This window comes from Bosea vestrisii (assembly GCF_030144325.1).
Lineage (GTDB): Bacteria > Pseudomonadota > Alphaproteobacteria > Rhizobiales > Beijerinckiaceae > Allobosea > Allobosea vestrisii_A.
Genome location: NZ_CP126307.1, coordinates 3046280 through 3059240, shown reverse-complemented (window position 1 = coordinate 3059240; position 12961 = coordinate 3046280). Strand labels below are relative to the sequence as shown.

The window sequence follows — 12961 nt, the reverse complement described above, 5'->3', positions numbered from 1 at the left end:
CTCGGGTCAAGCCCGAGCATGACGGCTTTGGCCCTCAGAACTGCACCCGCAACCCGACCTGCGCGATGTTCGCGGTGTAGTCCGAGCCCTGGTTAGTCGAGTTCAGGCGCTCATGAGTGAAGCTGGCGCGGACCGAGAAGGTCCGCGTCAGCTTGTATTCGAGCCTGGCGCCGATCGTCGACAGATCCTCGCGCAGGTCCTGGCCGTCATATTCGGTTCGGCCATAGCCGGCGAAACCGGTGACGGTGATGTTCCGGCGCAGGGCATGCGCCACTTCGAGATTGACGCGCCGGGCCGTCGTGCCGCTTGAGCCGGGGATGGTGGTGTCGCCGAGCTCGGAGGCGCCGCGCAGCGTTACCGTGGTCAGCGGCGTCGGCGTCCACAGGATCGCGGCATCACCGACGATGCCGCGCAGGTTCTTCAGCCGGCCATCCTCGTATTTGCGGTCCTGATAACCGACCGAGACCTCGGCGGTGAGCAGGCGACTGATCTCGAAGCTCGAGCCGACACGGGCGGTGTAGCCGTCGGAGGAGCGCATATAGCCGCTGGAATCGACCTTCTCGTCGAATTGGCGGGTGTCGAGCTCGGCCTGGATGAAGGGCTTGAAGCCGGGCGTCACCTCATAGGCAGCGCGCAGCCGCAGGCCATACTGCGTCTGGTTGCGGTCGGCCTGGCTCAGCTTGCGCCCGTTGCTGAGATCGGCGTCCTCGTAGTCCTGCCGGTCGACCGAGCCACGCAAGGTGAACTGCAGGCGGTTGATGTCATGGGTGACGCCGGCAGCGGCGCCATAGTTCCAGGTGATCGGCCGGCCCTGCACGGCAGCGGACAGATCGGGCGAGCCCGGCCGCTGCGTGTCGAGACGCAGGCGCGATTCGAGCAGAATGCGGGTGTCGCGGGTCGCGTCGAGGCGCAGCGACATGTTGCCCTCCGCGTCCGGGCGCGAGGCGCTGTCATCGCGGTAATAGCGGCTGTAGCCGCCGCGCAGCATGCCGGAGAGCTCGTGCACGTTCCAGTCGGACTGGATGCCGAGCTCGCCCTCGGTGCGGGTGAACAGCGAGCCCTTGCTCGCCCCGGACACACGCGAGGGGTTGTTGTCATAGCCGCCGGAGCCGGTGATCGCCGGGCGCAGGATGACATTGCCGAGGCGCAGGCCGAGCGGCGCGTAAGGGTCTTCCTCCGGCCGCTTGCGCTTGCGCGGTTCGGGCGCCGGCGGAAGTGGCGGCGGCAGGGCGGTTATCGTCGGCTGCGGAAAGCGGACATCGCGCTGGGTGACGCCGCGCAAGCGCGAGGACCGTACCGGCTGGCTGGCGCGGGGTGGCTGACCAGAGGAGATTGCGCCAGAGCGGCGACGGGTTGCGGCGGAAGGCTCGTCGACTGCGTCCGGAGAGGCGGTCTGGTTACGGCCGGTCGAAGTCTGGGTCGCCTGTGCCTGCCCGAGTGAGCTCGGAGTGCCGGTGCGCAGGGCCGGCGCGCCGGGCCGGTTTGAAGACGTCGTCTGCCGGTCGGAGGCCTGGGCAGTCGCCTGCTCCGGCCAGGTCGTCAGCCCGGCAACGACGCCGCAGCCTGCGACGCCTGCCAGCCAGCAGATCTTGGCAAAACGGGACACTGGCGCGACGACGCTCCGGCGAGGCAAAGGCTCTCGCGCGCCGGAAGGGCGCGCATGGTTAATGGAGTTAGAACGAAGAGGGTTAATGCTGCGTCAACGCAGGCGCGGCGGTGGCCAGCGGACCTCCCGCCATGCTAGAGGCGCGCTCCATGACCGCGACCATCAGCGCTTCCGCCCTGCGGACCATCGCCACCGAACGCGCCGGGCTCGACGCCCTGCACGACGCGATCGGCAATGGCCTCGCCGAGCCCTTCACCGCCGCCGTCGAGATGATCCGGGCTGCGTCCGGCCGGGTGATCGTCACCGGCATGGGCAAATCCGGCCATGTCGCCAGGAAGATCGTGGCGACGCTCGCCTCGACCGGCACGCCCTCCTATTTCGTCCATCCCGCCGAAGCCAGCCATGGCGATCTCGGCATGGTCCAGCCCGAGGATGTCGTCGTCGCCCTGTCCTGGTCGGGCGAGGCGGCCGAGCTCTCGGCGATCGTCGGCTATACCCGCCGCTTCCGTGTCGGTCTGATCGCGATCACCGCCAATCGCGACAGCGCGCTCGGCCGTGAGGCCGATATCGCGCTGGTCCTGCCGAAGGCGCAGGAGGCCTGCCCGAACGGGCTTGCGCCGACGACCTCGACGACGATGCAGATGGCGCTGGGCGATGCGCTCGCGGTCGCGCTGCTCGAGGCGCGCGGCTTCTCGCGCCAGGACTTCTACGTCTATCATCCCGGCGGCAAACTGGGCGCGCAGCTCAAGACGGTCGCGACCATCATGCATTCCGGCGAACGCCTGCCGGTTGTCGGCGAGATGGCGGCGATGGCCGATGTCGTCGCGATGATCACGGCCAAGGGTTTCGGCTGCGCCGTCGTCATCGATGCAGACGGCAAGCTCGCTGGCGTCGTCACCGATGGCGACCTGCGCCGCAAGCTCGGCTCTGGCTGGGGCGGACGAGTGGCGCGTGACGCGATGACGAGGGACCCGCGCCGGATCGCGCCGGATGCGCTCACCGCCGAGGCGCTGGAGATGGTCAACCGGCTGCGCGTCACCGCACTGATCGTCGCCGACGCTGACGACAAGCCTGTCGGCCTGGTCCATGTCCACGACCTCCTGGCGCTGGGCGTCGCCTAGCTCGTAGCATCTTGCGAGGAGGCTCATGGCCGCGCTCGAATGGGATGATCTGCGCTATGTGCTCGCCGTCGCCGAGGCCGGCTCGCTCGCCGGCGCGGCGCGCGAGTTGCGCGTCAACCATTCGACCGTGCTTCGGCGCATCGCCGCCTTCGAGCAGCAGCTGGGCCTGCGCTTGTTCGAGCGTCTGCCGACCGGCTATGTGCTGACGGCTGGTGGCGAGGAGCTGGTCGCCGCGGCGCGCAGCATCTCCGGCACCGTCACCGAGCTCGAACGCAGGATCGCCGGCCAGGACCTGCGCCTCTCCGGCACGCTCCGGATCACCGCCACCGACACGCTGATGGGCTCGATCCTGCCGGAAATCCTTGCCGAGTTCGGCGAGGCACATCCAGGCATCGCCCTCGAGGTCGCCGTCTCCAACCTGATGTTCAACCTGACCAAGCGCGATGCCGATGTCGCGTTGCGGACCGCGGACAACCCGCCGGCGACGCTGGTCGGGCGGCGGGTCGGCAAGATCGCCTTTGCGATCTACGCCGCTCCCGCCTACCTTTCGCGGCACGACCATGCCGACCTTTCGGAGCATCGCTGGGTCGGGCCGGACGATACGCTCACCGGCACCTCGGTAGCGCGCTGGATGCAGGCAAAGCTGCCGAAGAGCGAGATCGTGCTCAGGGCCGATTCGCTGCTGGCGATGCAGCAGGCGGCAGTGGCCGGTCTCGGCCTCGTCGCTCTGCCCTGCTATCTCGGTGACAGCGTCCCGACCCTGACCTGCGTGCGCCGCCCCATCCCGGAGATGGAGACGGCGCTGTGGATCCTGACCCATGAGGATCTGCGCGCCGCGGCGCGGGTCCGCGCCTTTACAGAGTTCGCTTATGGCGCCTTCAGGAAACGGCGCGCTTTGCTGGAGGGCGAGGGTGCGTCCGCCGCCTGAAAGCCTCACGCCTCGACCAGCTTGAGGCCGATCACGCCGATCAGGATCAGCGCGAGCAGTCCGAGGCGCATGGGCGAGGCGCTCTCGCCGAGGGCGACGATGCCGGCGAGGGCAACGCCGAGCGCCCCGATGCCGACCCCGGCCGCATAGGCGGTGCCGACAGGCAATTGCTTCAGCGCCAGCGACAGCATGACGAAGCTGACAACCGCCGAGACGATGCCGATCACGCTCGGCCACAGCCGCGTGAAGCCGCTGGCCTGTTTCAGGGCGATCGCCCAGACGATCTCGAGCAATCCGGCTCCGGTGAGAAGCAGCCAGGACATGGGATGTCTCCTTGGTTGGGGGACGGCGCCGGATCGGCATCGTCAGGAGGATTAGAGGTCAGAAGACCTTGATCGCAGCGACACCGAGCAGCAGGACGACGACGCCGGCAAAGCGCAGGGCCGAGATCTCGCGCTGGGGCAGGCGGAACCAGCCATGGCGATCGACGAAGAGCGAGACGATCTGCTGGCCGGCGACGGTCAGGCCGACGGTGGCGGCGGTGCCGATGGCGGGGATCGCGGTGAAGACCGTGGTGACATAGGTCGCGCCGCAGACCGCGCCGATCCAGCCCCACCAGGGCATTGTCCTAAGGCCTCCGAGCTGTGGCTTGGCGCCGTTCATCAGCAGCAGCGTCACCAGCAGCACCGTGATCATCGACAGGGTCGCGACCACGAAGCTGATCGTGCCGACCACGAAGGGCGCGCCGAGATCATGCCGCAGCAGGCCGTTGATCGCGCCCTGGATGGGCAGCACCGCGCCGGCGACGAGGGCCAGCAGCATCCAGCCGAGCTTGGAACCGGAGAGCTCCCTGATTGCGCCCTTCTGGCCGAAGACGATCGCGGTCACACCGACGAGCACGGCCAACGTTCCGATCAAGGTCGCGGGCCTGGGCGTTTGCTGGGGAACGCCGAGCAGGCCAAAACTGTCGAGCCCGAGCGAGGCCAGCATCTGGCCGGCGATGAACAGGCCGACCGCGACGACGGCGCCGAGCCGCGGGAAGACCAGGATGGTCGAGGCGACATAGAGCGCCGTCGCGACGCCGCCGATCGCATGCCACCAGGGCACGGCTCGCAGTCCGCCGAAAGCGGCGACCGTGCCGGTCGCGATCGCAACGATCAGCAGGAGGAGGGCGGCGAGGACCACTTGGATCGTCGTTGCGGCGAAGGGGCTGCCGGTCGCCTTCGACAATTGCGCATTGGCGCCGGCCTGCACTGCCAGCAAGCCACCGGCGGCGAGGGATAGGGGGATGAAGAGAGTTTCCATGACGAGACGTCCAGTCGGGCCGGGTGCAGTCAGGCGTCGGCGTGTTTGATTGCCGGCACGGCAAGGCCGCGTTGCACAGCGGGGCGGGCCGCGATCGTCTCGTGCCAGCACTTCAGATGGGGAGTCTCTGCGAGGCTCACGCCGAGCTTGGGCAGGGCGTCGATCCAGGGCCAAACCATGATGTCGGCGATGCCGTAGCTGGCCTCGACCAGATAGGGCCGCAGCGCCAATTCGCCGTCGAGGACGCGCAGGATACGGGTGGTCTCGCGCTCATAGCGCTCGATCGCGTAGGGCAGCGTCTCCTTGGCGAAGACCTTGAAATGCCAGAGCTGGCCGATCATCGGCCCGACATGCGCCGCCTGGAAGAAGCTCCACTGCAGCGTCTTGCCGAAGGCCTGCGGGCCGCTCGGCTGCAGCACGCCCGAGCGCTCGGCCAGATAGAACAGGATCGCGCCGGATTCGAAGATCGTCCGGTCGTGCTCATGGTCGACGATGACCGGGATCTTGTTGTTCGGGTTGAGCGCCAGGAAGCTCGGCCGGTGCTGGTCGCCCGCCTCGATGTCGATGACGTTGACGGCATAGGGCAGGCCGACCTCCTCGAGCATGATCGAGGCCTTATGGCCGTTCGGGGTCTGGTAGGTGTAGAGGTCGATCGGGGTCATCGGCAGGCTCCGTAGTCTGATGCCGATGAGATAGCTTGTGCGATGGTGCATCACGATGTGTGATGCGGCTTCACAAAAATGCGAAATTGCACAGGCCTTGATGCAGGCCAGCATCTGCCGTCATGGTCGGGCTTGTGCCTACCATCCATGTCTTCACGTCACTGGTCGAGGGCGGTGTTCCAGATGTGGATGCTCGCCACAAGGGCGAGCATGACGTGCTGGAACTCGCGATGCGAAGCCGAACTCAGCCGCGTTCGTAGAGCAACCGCGCGCGGATCGTGCCGTCGAGGGCGCGGATCTCTTCGATAATCTCGCGCGCGACCTCGCCGACCGGATCGGCCTCCATCACGACATAGCCGATCTCGCCATCGGTCTGGAAGTTCTGGGCGGCGATGTTGATGTTGCGGCTGGCGAAGACGTCGTTGAGGCGGCGCAGCATGCCGGGCGCATTGCGCTGGACCTGGATGAAACGGGTGCCGGTCGGGCGCGCCGGCAATTGCACCTGCGGGAAATTGACCGCGCCGACGGTCGAGCCGACATCGGAATAATCGACCAGCTTGCGCGCCACCTCGGCGCCGATGCGCTCCTGCGCTTCTTCGGTCGAGCCGCCGATATGCGGGGTGAGGATGACGTTGGGCAGGCCCTGCAGCGGCGAGACGAAGCGCTCGACATTGGAGGCCGGCTCCTTCGGGAAGACGTCGACCGCGGCGCCGGCAAGGTGGCCGCTTTTCAGCGCTTCGGCGAGGGCGTCGAGATCGACGACCGTGCCGCGCGAATTGTTGATGAGATAGGCGCCCTTGCGCATGGCGGCGATCTCGGCCTTGCCGATCATGTTGTATGTGGCAGGCGTCTCCGGCACGTGCAGCGAGACGACGTCGCTGTTCGCCAGCAGGCCGGTGAGGCTCTCCACCGGCTCGGTGTTGCCGTGACGGAGGCGATCGGTGTGATCGTAGTAGATTACGCGCATGCCCATCGCCTCGGCGATGTTCGAGAGCTGGCTGCCGATATTGCCGTAGCCGACGATGCCGAGGACCTTGCCGCGGACCTCGAATGAACCGTTGGCCGATTTGTCCCAGCCGCCGACATGGGCCGAGACAGAGCGGTCGGTGATCCGGCGCAGCAGCATGACGATCTCGCCGATGGTCAGTTCGGCGACGCTGCGGGTGTTGGAGAAGGGCGCGTTGAAGACTGGGATGCCGCGCAGGCGAGCCGCGTCGAGATCGACCTGGTTGGTGCCGACCGAGAAACAGCCGACGGCGAAGAGGCGTTTTGCGGCGGAAAAGACCGGCTCGGTCAATTGGGTCCGCGAGCGGATGCCGAGGATGTGGGTCTTCTCGATCGCCTCGACGAGCTGGGCCTCGTCGAGCGCCTTCGGCAGGCGGGTCATGTTGGTGTAACCGGCCTGTTGCAAAGCGGCGACGGCGGAATCGTTGATCCCTTCGAGCAGCAGGATGCGGAGGCGGTCCTTCGGGAAGGAAAGCCGGTCGGTGGGGAGGTTCATGGCGCGCTCGACGATCCAGCGATGCGCCCGCTCGCCTGGTCGGGCGGAAGGCGCCGGAGCGCTCGCTATAGACCTGTTGTCGCAGTGCACAACCGCAAAGTTGTCGCGCCTCGCTCTCGCTAGGCGCTTGCGGCGCGCAAGGGCACGACGCTTCCCGGCGGCACCGGGGTCAGGTGCTGCTGAGGCAGCAGGAAGGGCTGTCCGGCCGGAGGTAGCCGGCTGAACGAGAGCGAGACGCGGAAGACGCCGCGCAGCAGATTGTCGTCGAGGATCGTCGCCGGCTCGCCCTGGGCGACGATCGCGCCCTCATGCATCACCACCAGCCGGTCGGCATAGGTCACGGCGAGATTGAGGTCGTGCAGCACCACCAGCACGGCCGCGCCCTGCGCGGCGATGGTGCGGGCTGCGTCGAGCAGCGAGAGCTGGTGACAGAGGTCGAGGCTGGCGATCGGCTCGTCGAGGAAGAGGGATCTGGCGCTGCGCGACGCTGCGCCCGGCCTCGAGCTGGCAGAGGGCGCGGGCGAACTGGACGCGCTGCTGCTCGCCGCCGGAGAGGGTCTGGTATTGCCGGCCCGCGAGGCCGATGACGCCGGCGGTCTCGAGCGCCTGGGCGATGATCTCGCCCTTGCGGGCACGCGGCTGCGCCCGGCCGACGCCTTCCAGGCCCAGGCGCGCGACCTCGTAGACGCTGAAGGGGAAGGCCAGGCGCTGGTTCTGCACCATCACGGCGCGGCGGCAGGCGAGCTCCCAGGCCGGAATCTGCGGCAGCGCCGCGCCATCCATCCGGACCGTGCCCTGCAATGGCGAAAGTTCACCGGTGAGCAGCTTGAGCAGGGTCGACTTGCCAGCACCGTTGGGGCCGACGACGATCGTGGTCGTCCCCTCCTCCAGCGAGAGCGAGGCGCCGCGCACCAGGGCGCTGCTACGTACCGAGAAGGACAGGTCGTCGGCTTCGAGGATCGCGGCCATGGTCAGAGCTCCGCGATCCGGCCGCGGCGCAGCAGCAACCAGAGGAAGAAGGGCGCGCCGATGAAGGCGGTGACGATGCCGATCGGCAGTTCGGCCGGTACGACGACGAGACGGGCGACGATGTCGGCGCCGACCAGCAGGGCTGCCCCGCCGACCGCCGAGAGCGGCAGCAGCAGGCGGTGGTCCGGCCCGATCGAGAGCCGGATCAGATGGGGCACGACGATGCCGACGAAGCCGATCACGCCGGCCGAGGCGACGCTGGCGCCGACCGCGAGGGCAACCAGCAGGATCGCGAGTGCCTTGATGCGCTGGACGGGCACACCGAGATGATAGGCCTCGGCCTCGCCGAGCATCAGGGCGTTGAGGCCGCGCACCAGCAAGGGTACGGCAAACAGCAGCGGCAGCACGATCGGGGCGACCACCGAGAGCTTGGTCCAGCTCGCGCCGCCGAGACTGCCGAGCGACCAGAAGGTCAGGTCGCGCAATTGGCGGTCGTCGGAGATGAAAGCGAGCAGGCCGGTGAGCGAGCCTGCCAGAGCACCGAGCGCGACACCGGCGAGCAGCATGGTTGCGACCGACGTGCGGCCCTGGCGGGTCGCGATGAGATAGAGTGCCAGCGTCGAGACGAGGCCGCCGAAGAAGGCGCCGAAAGGCAGCATGGCGAAAGGCAGCTTCATCGCGAAGGCCGAGAGGAAGAAGCGATCGCCAAGCACGATCGTCGCGGCAGCGGCAAGGCCGGCACCGGCCGAGACGCCGACGAGACCGGGGTCGGCGAGCGGATTGCGGAACAGCCCCTGCATCAGCGCGCCGGAAATGGCGAGCGCTGCCCCGACCAGCGCGCCGAGCAGGAGGCGTGGCATGCGGATGTTGAGCACGACCAGCGCCTCGCGGCTGTCGAGCAGATCGGCGGGTCCGAAGCCGAGTTTCGCGAAGAGGATGTCGGCGACGCGGCCGGGTGCGATCGCGAAGGCGCCAGCGCCGAGCGAGAGCAGCATCAGCAGCAAACAGAACCCAACCAGCGCCGAGACGGCGATGATGCTCTTGCGTCGGTGACCGGCGGTGAGGACAGCCAGCGCGGCGGCGCTTGCGATCGGCGTCTGCTTCACGGCGAGCGTCATTTGGCGGCGGAGAGCTGGGTGACCTTGGCCTCGGGATAAAGCTCGGCCATCAGGTCGCGAGCCGCATTGGGCGTGCGCGGGCCGAAGCCGAGCAGATAGAGCCCGTCCATCCGGATCAGCGATTTCTGTTTCGCAGCCGGCGTCTGTGAGAAGGCGGGCATGACGAAGAGCTCGTCCGGCGTCGCGTTGTGGGCACTGCTGAAGCGCATCATCAGCACGACGTCAGGCGCCGCGGTGATAATTGCCTCGTCGGTCATCGGCTTGAAGCCTTCGACCGCGCTCGCGGCGTTGATGCCGCCGGCGAGCGCGATGATTGCATCGGCGGTGCTGTTGCGCCCGCCGACCATGGTGCGGCCGTTCTGGAGGGAGAGCACGAACAGGACACGCTTCTGCTTCGGCAGACCGGTGCGCAGCCGGTCGAGTTCGTCGAAGCGGGTCTTGACCGTGGCGGCGAGCTGCTGCGCCGGCTCGGCGGCGCCGGCGGCCTTGCCGATCGCGGCGATCTTGGCGACCACGGCCTCCGGCGTCAGCGCCTCCGGGATCATCGTGATCGGCGTGCCGGATTCCTTGAGCAGAGCAAGCGCATCGGGCGGGCCGGCGCCCTCGACCGCAATGATCTGCGAGGGCTTCAGCGAGAGCACGCCTTCGGCCGAGAGCGCCCGGACATAGCCGACGCTCTTCTTCTCCTTCTGCGCCTCCGGCGGCCACTGGCTGGTGGTGTCGACGCCGACGATCTTGTCCTGCAGGCCGAGCGCGTAGAGCACCTCGGTGACGATGCCGCCGGCTGCGACGATACGGCCCGTGGTTTGGGCCTGGGCGGTGGCGATGAAACTGCCGGAGCGAAGATCGCCCGCGAAGCCGAGGGCGGCCAGCGCGCTGAGGCCGATCGCTGCGGCGAGCTCGCGGCCGAGGCGTTTCGCCTTCAGGCCGGCGAGTGGGTTTGGTACGGAGGATGACAGGTCGTGCATGAGCATCTCGAGGCTCGCCGCAGCGCAGTAAGCGGCCTTCCAGCGGCAGCTTCCCACTCTACAGTCATTCCAAAGTATTGGCTCAGTTTATAATCGTTCGAAACAGCGACTATCGAGCCGTTGTTGACGGTGATATTCGGCTTTACTAAGGAGGGTCAAGAGCGGCGCGAGCCGCGCGTGATCACCTGTTCCGGAACCGCCGAGGATTTTCCGATGTTCATCGCCATGAACCGCTTCAAGGTCGTCAAGGGGGAGGAGGAGGCTTTCGAGACGGTCTGGTCCTCGCGCAAGACGCGCCTCGACGAGATGCCGGGCTTCATCGCCTTCCATCTGCTCAAGGGACCGGAGAAGGAGGATCACACCCTCTATTCCTCGCACACCACCTGGGCCTCGAAGGATGATTTCACCGCCTGGACCAAGTCGGAGCAGTTCCGCGAATCGCATCGCAGCGCCGGCCAGCCGCGACCGACGCCGCTCTATCTCGGTCATCCGGAGTTCGAGGGCTTCGAGACGATCCTGACCGAGCACAACCCGCGCCTGCCGCGCCAAGCGGCCGAGTGAGGGGCTGAGGATGATGTCGCTCGCTGAGACGATGGCGCCGGCCGCTCCCGCCGACGCCATGGAGAAGGTCCGGGCGGCACTCGCCGCCAAGCCGGATGGGGTGATCGAGGCCGTCGCGCGCGAGCACGGCGTTTCGACGCTCGCGGTGCTTGAGACCACGCCAGAAGAGCAGCGCCGCCATATCGCGGCCGAGCGCTTCGAAGCGCTCTGGCAGGAGCTCTCGACCTGGGGCACGGTGCTCTTCATCGTGCACACGCCTGACATCGTGCTCGAATGCGAGGGCTCGCTACCGGTCGGCTCCTTCGGCCATGGCTATTACAACATCCATGGCGACAGCCCGATCGGTGGACACATTAAGGCTGGCAACTGCACGGCGATCTATCTGGTCGACCGCGCCTTCCATGGCCGCCGTTCCTGTTCGGTGCAGTTCTTCAACGGCGCCGGCGAGGCGATGTTCAAGGTCTTCGTCCGCCGCGACGAGGCGCGCGAGTTGCTGCCCGATCAGCTCGAACGCTTCGAGGTGCTGAAGCGCAGCTTTGTTTGATCGTTGCAGACCAGATCGGTAAACTCCGAGGCCTCCGCCGGCGGAGGCCTTCTTCGTTGGTGCAGGCGAAGGGTCGCAGCCCGATCGCTGACAAATGACATCAATCGCCACTTTTCCGCCATAAGCCGCGCAAAGGGATGGCTGCCCGACGCCATCGAGGAAATTCGAGGATTTACCAAGCGTTAACCATAGAGGCGCAGCCTCTCGTCTGCGGAGCGATGCGACGTGATCGACTTGGTTGATCGCGCGCAAGCCCCGACAGGCGAGCGCCGCGACCTGTTGGCTCGCGCGCATGACCTGCCCGAGTCCACAGCTGAGGACGCTGACATGGCGGCACAGCTCGCCCTGACCCGAGTCAGCCTGACCAGGGACCTGATCGGCCTGGCGACACCTGGCGCGGCCGGACCCAAGGCTGCGGTCGCGTCGCTGACCAAGCGCGCCGGCTTCCGCGACGGGGCGATGCTGGCTCTGCGCTTCGTGCAGGCGCGTTTCCTGTCGGTCTGGGGTCTGCTACTGGCGGCTGCCCTCTGCCCGCCCAAGGTCTTCGCCGATTTCGCGGTCTTCGCAGCGCTGGCGAACTTCGTTTCAATCGCCGCATTGCTGCGTTTCGAGGCGGTGTTTTTCCAGAATAGCGGCCGCCAACATCTCGGCCGTGCCTTTCGGCTCGCGCTGGCCGCTGGCACGATCTTCCTGAGTGTGATGGCAGCCGTGATCCTGTTCGCGGCGGCGGAAGGTTGGGTGCTGCGTGGCTTCGGCGCGCTCTTCCTGATCTCGCTGGCGAGCCGTGCGGCGATTCGACTGATCCTGGCCGAGGCGACCGCCGAGGGTGACTTTGCCACGATCGGCAACAGCAACATCGTCCAGGCGCTGGTCCAGCCCGGGATGATGATCCTGCTTATCTGGCCACTGGGGCCTACTGCCCTGGCCCTGTTCGCCGCAGACGCCTTCGGTCATGCCGTGGCTGCCGGCTACCTCGCCTGGCGCCGGCGCCATTCGTTGCTGCCGCTGATGCATCCGTCGCGCTGGACGCGCGCCGAACTGCAGGCTTCCGGCCGGGAATGGAAGAACTCGCCGACCTATCTGTTGCCGTCGGCACTGCTTTCGTTCGGCTTCTCGGCAGCGCCGCTGCTGGCTCTGCCGCTGGCAGGCAATCCGGTATTGGCGGCGCATGTGGCGCTGGCGACGCGCTTGCTCGACATGCCGGCGCAGATGTTCGGTGCCGTGACGATCCCGATGGTGATGAGCGACCTGCGCAAGCAGGAAGCCCCCGGCCGCCAGAGGCGGGCGCGCCTACTAACGCTGGGCATGGTGGCGCTCGTGGCGACGCTGTTTCTTGCCATTGCGCTCGTGGCGATCATCGCGGACGAGATCATCCTCGGTGGCACCAAATGGGGCGGCATCGGCGAAGTGATGGCGATCATGGCGCTGTTCTACGGCTGCAGCGCGTTGGTCGGGCCGTTGCAGGAAATGGGGACGTTCTCATCACGCCCACACGACCAGATGACCGCCAATGCGATCGCGCTGGCCGCGGTGGCCGCTGTGATCTGGGGGTTCGGCAGCTTGTCTCCGGCCATGCTCGCCGCAATCGGCCTGGTTTCACTGGCGCGGCTATTGCTGCATTTGCGCCTGACCTGGACCGGGATCGGCGACGCCCAGCCGATCGGTGCGCGCGCTTGAA

At 67.4% G+C, this 12961-nt stretch carries 14 protein-coding genes; 5 read left to right on the top strand and 9 right to left on the bottom strand.

The features are described from left to right. Positions 1 to 34 precede the first annotated feature (34 nt). Complete coding sequence (locus QO058_RS15155) at positions 35 to 1606, bottom strand: outer membrane beta-barrel protein (RefSeq protein ID WP_284167151.1); 1572 nt, start codon at positions 1604 to 1606, stop codon at positions 35 to 37. Positions 1607 to 1755: 149 nt separating this feature from the next. Between QO058_RS15155 and QO058_RS15150 the strand changes: the two genes are divergently transcribed. Next, positions 1756 to 2727 (top strand): KpsF/GutQ family sugar-phosphate isomerase, encoded by a 972-nt coding sequence (locus QO058_RS15150; RefSeq protein ID WP_284167150.1) that lies wholly within the window; start codon positions 1756 to 1758, stop codon positions 2725 to 2727. Positions 2728 to 2752: 25 nt separating this feature from the next. Next, positions 2753 to 3655, top strand: coding sequence for a LysR family transcriptional regulator (locus QO058_RS15145; RefSeq protein WP_284167149.1), 903 nt, complete (start codon positions 2753 to 2755; stop codon positions 3653 to 3655). Between the two features lie 5 nt (positions 3656 to 3660). On the opposite strand, the gene QO058_RS15140 is transcribed toward QO058_RS15145, so the two are convergent. From QO058_RS15140 to QO058_RS15105, 8 genes are all read right to left on the bottom strand, one after another. Continuing rightward, positions 3661 to 3978: a DMT family transporter gene (locus tag QO058_RS15140; protein WP_284167148.1), complete on the bottom strand. Its 318-nt coding sequence runs from the start codon at positions 3976 to 3978 to the stop codon at positions 3661 to 3663. A gap of 58 nt (positions 3979 to 4036) precedes the next feature. Continuing rightward, positions 4037 to 4960 (bottom strand): DMT family transporter, encoded by a 924-nt coding sequence (locus QO058_RS15135; RefSeq protein ID WP_284167147.1) that lies wholly within the window; start codon positions 4958 to 4960, stop codon positions 4037 to 4039. A gap of 29 nt (positions 4961 to 4989) precedes the next feature. Beyond that, complete coding sequence (locus tag QO058_RS15130; protein WP_284167146.1) at positions 4990 to 5622, bottom strand: glutathione S-transferase family protein; 633 nt, start codon at positions 5620 to 5622, stop codon at positions 4990 to 4992. 244 nt (positions 5623 to 5866) lie between these two features. After that, the gene (gene serA, locus QO058_RS15125; protein ID WP_284167145.1) at positions 5867 to 7123 is read right to left on the bottom strand and encodes a phosphoglycerate dehydrogenase; all 1257 of its coding nucleotides are present in this window, start codon (positions 7121 to 7123) and stop codon (positions 5867 to 5869) included. 119 nt (positions 7124 to 7242) lie between these two features. Continuing rightward, the gene (locus QO058_RS15120; protein ID WP_284167144.1) at positions 7243 to 7491 is read right to left on the bottom strand and encodes an ATP-binding cassette domain-containing protein; all 249 of its coding nucleotides are present in this window, start codon (positions 7489 to 7491) and stop codon (positions 7243 to 7245) included. Continuing rightward, on the bottom strand, positions 7430 to 8092 hold the full coding sequence (locus QO058_RS15115; protein ID WP_284167143.1) for an ATP-binding cassette domain-containing protein: 663 nt from the start codon (positions 8090 to 8092) through the stop codon (positions 7430 to 7432). Before QO058_RS15115 ends, QO058_RS15120 begins: the two co-directional genes overlap by 62 nt. A 2-nt stretch (positions 8093 to 8094) precedes the next feature. After that, complete coding sequence (locus QO058_RS15110; RefSeq protein ID WP_432211936.1) at positions 8095 to 9210, bottom strand: FecCD family ABC transporter permease; 1116 nt, start codon at positions 9208 to 9210, stop codon at positions 8095 to 8097. Next, on the bottom strand, positions 9207 to 10184 hold the full coding sequence (locus tag QO058_RS15105; RefSeq protein ID WP_284167142.1) for a heme/hemin ABC transporter substrate-binding protein: 978 nt from the start codon (positions 10182 to 10184) through the stop codon (positions 9207 to 9209). Before QO058_RS15105 ends, QO058_RS15110 begins: the two co-directional genes overlap by 4 nt. Positions 10185 to 10391: 207 nt before the next feature. On the opposite strand from QO058_RS15105, the gene hmuQ reads away from it, so the two are divergent. The 3 genes from hmuQ to QO058_RS15090 all read left to right on the top strand — a co-directional run bounded on the left by hmuQ (position 10392) and on the right by QO058_RS15090 (position 12960). Beyond that, complete coding sequence (gene hmuQ / locus QO058_RS15100; protein ID WP_284167141.1) at positions 10392 to 10739, top strand: heme-degrading protein HmuQ; 348 nt, start codon at positions 10392 to 10394, stop codon at positions 10737 to 10739. 13 nt (positions 10740 to 10752) lie between these two features. Further along, positions 10753 to 11283 (top strand): heme utilization cystosolic carrier protein HutX, encoded by a 531-nt coding sequence (gene hutX / locus QO058_RS15095; protein ID WP_284172911.1) that lies wholly within the window; start codon positions 10753 to 10755, stop codon positions 11281 to 11283. 327 nt (positions 11284 to 11610) lie between these two features. Then, positions 11611 to 12960, top strand: coding sequence for an MATE family efflux transporter (locus QO058_RS15090; protein ID WP_284167140.1), 1350 nt, complete (start codon positions 11611 to 11613; stop codon positions 12958 to 12960). Position 12961 lies beyond the last annotated feature (1 nt).